Annotated in this window: 3 protein-coding genes; 1 reads left to right on the top strand and 2 read right to left on the bottom strand. The window is 45.3% G+C overall.

Annotation, left to right across the window (positions count from 1 at the left end):
* The first annotated feature begins 326 nt into the window (after positions 1-326).
* Positions 327-599: a hypothetical protein gene (locus tag ACP5N5_RS06630; RefSeq protein WP_042667287.1), complete on the top strand. Its 273-nt coding sequence runs from the start codon at positions 327-329 to the stop codon at positions 597-599.
* Here ACP5N5_RS06630 and ACP5N5_RS06625 read toward each other — a convergent pair.
* Complete coding sequence (locus ACP5N5_RS06625) at positions 583-1,392, bottom strand: serine/threonine protein kinase (protein ID WP_428134310.1); 810 nt, start codon at positions 1,390-1,392, stop codon at positions 583-585. The genes ACP5N5_RS06630 and ACP5N5_RS06625 overlap by 17 nt on opposite strands.
* Positions 1,335-2,578: CCA tRNA nucleotidyltransferase (cca, locus tag ACP5N5_RS06620; RefSeq protein ID WP_428134306.1), on the bottom strand; the 1,244-nt coding region annotated here is incomplete at its 5' end. The genes cca and ACP5N5_RS06625, both read right to left, overlap by 58 nt.

Below are 2,578 nucleotides of genomic sequence, written 5' to 3'. Positions count from 1 at the left end.
ATACCGGTCTACCATCGCAGTGATGCTACCAGTTGATTACCTACCACATGATCGCCTTATATATTAGGGAGCCCCCCAGGCTGCACCCTGCAGCATTGAACGTGGTCCTAGTTGTCTAAGACTACCCGAGTTCAGGCGGTATTCATTTTCACCGTACTTGAAACATATTTAAATTACTTGGACGTAATACATTATATGATTGATTAAATAATAGCGTAATAATAATAGTATTATATGTTGAGATGTTTACATCATTTATTTAAATATATTATAACCCTTGCTCTTTAACTACCAAGTAATACGAGAATATTACATAGGTGATACTTATGCCTATAAAATATAGGTGTAAAAGCTGTGGGTTCATACTATTCGAATTCACGAGGGTGGGGCAAGACTATTATGGAGTGCCCACACCCGAGGAGGTTTACAGGATATACGGTGGCATATGCCCTAGATGCAAGTCCATGCTTGAGGTACCATTACCGAGTGAAATAAAGAGTAGGATAATAATACGTGGCACAATACAGTTCAAGCACGCCATACCAGGAGGCGTGGGAGGCATACCTAGCGAAGCCGCCTCCACTAAACTAAATGCATAGAGTCAATTATTTCACCTAGTGCCTCCAAGCTATACTCGGCCTTATACCTCCTAAGTAGCCTTAATATCTTCTCCCTCTCCAAGCCCAGTCTACTGATTAATTCACTGCGATATCTGAACCGGTAGAGTAGGTAAGAGATAAACGAGGAGAGATTACTCGGCTTCACAGACCTCCTCGCGCTCTCCCAGTCTATTATTTTCATCCCATCGGGGCAGATGAAGACGTGGTTACCAGGCCTGTTGAGCTCGGTATGGTCTATGCGTATCGAGTCAAGCCTATTTAATGCTACGAGAACCTCGTAAATCACTTGTTTAACCCTATCCATGTCGCCGGTTCTAAATAAATCTGTGAGGAGAGCCTCCAGTGATCGACACGTAACCGGGTTCACTAGCTCTCTAAACAAGTAGTCTCGGCTATACATGTATAGTCTGGGCGTGACACCGGAGCCGCTGGCCCTCATCATCGCCTCAGCCTCCCTGGATAAGTCATCCCTTCGACTATCCGTTCTCCTTATCTTTAACACGCCTAAGCCATGCCTTGCATGGTAAGCCACCACGATTATCGAGGAGTAGCCTTTCCCAAGCACCCTGACACCGTGTATTACCTGGCCTGTCTCCAACAGGTATATGAAGCCCTCCTTAATCAGCTCCAGGGCTCTCTCAACTATTAAATCTCTTCTATTGCATGCCGGGAAGCATAGTACTCTATATATGTATTCATCTCGGGGGTAGTTGACTAGGAAATGCACTTCACCATCCATATAGGGGTCTTCAATATAAATTCTGAAATCCATCGTAAAGCCCCTCTTCCCGATAACTCTGCTATCACCTCCTCGCTTAAGGCCTTCACCGATGGTTTTATATCCCTAAAGTGTGGCGCAACCGAGTACCATCGGCTTCCCTCCTCCAGTATTTGCTTTACATTAATGTATCTTCTAAGGGATAACGCGTTCAGGGAGCCCTTCTCATCAACCCATACACCGATCCCTCTACCAAGATGCTTCGATATGAAGCTATGTGATCTCTCCCAGTGCTTCACAGAGGGACCCTTATAGTGTTTATATACTGGGAGACTACAGGAATCAAGCTCTAATAATATAGCACAGTACCTGTCCTCGTCGGTCCACGATGATGAATCGATTACGTGGAAATCAAAGTTCTCGAGGAGCTTAACCATGGTATCCCTAACCCTGTTCAACTCGCCCCATACAACATCAGGGGGCAGTCTCTCCTCCAGCATGTACTCAACTAGGACTATGCATCTATCCGCGAGCTTCTTCTTCACATCATCTATAGATGGACCCTCGTACTCTAAGCCGTAGAATACTAGTGATGGATGCGTGAGATAACACCTGGATGCCAGGCTGAATATTGCAAGGCTTTTCATCGATACATTTGCCGTTACATTCCTCATGGGATCCACCGGGTCCGGCATATATATTACTGAGTCAGGATACTTTTTCCTAAACCCCTTCCAGAAAGATTCGCCAACGTTTATCGAGTCAATGTAAACCGGGGGATTCCATTTAGATGCATCCTCAAGAACCCTCCTCATGGAATTATACCTGGCTATAAGTACTTCCACAGCATAGCCGCTGAACCCCTTTGTCTTGACCTCGGCACCATATACCCCAATACCTTTCATAAACTTCTTTAATAATCTAACCTGATCTCTCATCTCATCCGTGAGCCTCTCCCTAATGTACCTTGTGTGGAACGGCGTCCTATCCACAGCTGTTCTAATACGTGCCGGATCTGATATGTTGAACGCTGGCACGATATCTGCTTCAACATCGCTGATCCTGACCCTTACATAGGGGTGTTCAGCATACCTTAACTCATATATCCCAAGTTTCTCCGCGGCTTCAACCACTAGCTTAAACCCTTTACTCTTCAACTCCTCGATACTCCATGATTCAGGGTACAGGACGAATACATCCATATCCCTGTCTCCAGATAGCCATGTATCATGCGCTATGC

The sequence above is a fragment of the Desulfurococcus sp. genome, assembly GCF_049970475.1.
In the GTDB taxonomy this organism is placed as follows: Archaea; Thermoproteota; Thermoprotei_A; order Sulfolobales; family Desulfurococcaceae; genus Desulfurococcus; species Desulfurococcus amylolyticus.
The sequence above is the reverse complement of the archived record's forward strand: the minus strand, read 5'-3'. Positions and strand labels throughout refer to the sequence as shown.

Excerpts from the sequence above, each read along its gene's own strand:
- ACP5N5_RS06630 (WP_042667287.1), top strand. The coding sequence starts at position 327 with ATGCCTATAAAATATAGGTGTAAAAGCTGTGGGTTCATACTATTCGAA.
- ACP5N5_RS06625 (WP_428134310.1), bottom strand. The coding sequence starts at position 1,392 with ATGGATTTCAGAATTTATATTGAAGACCCCTATATGGATGGTGAAGTG.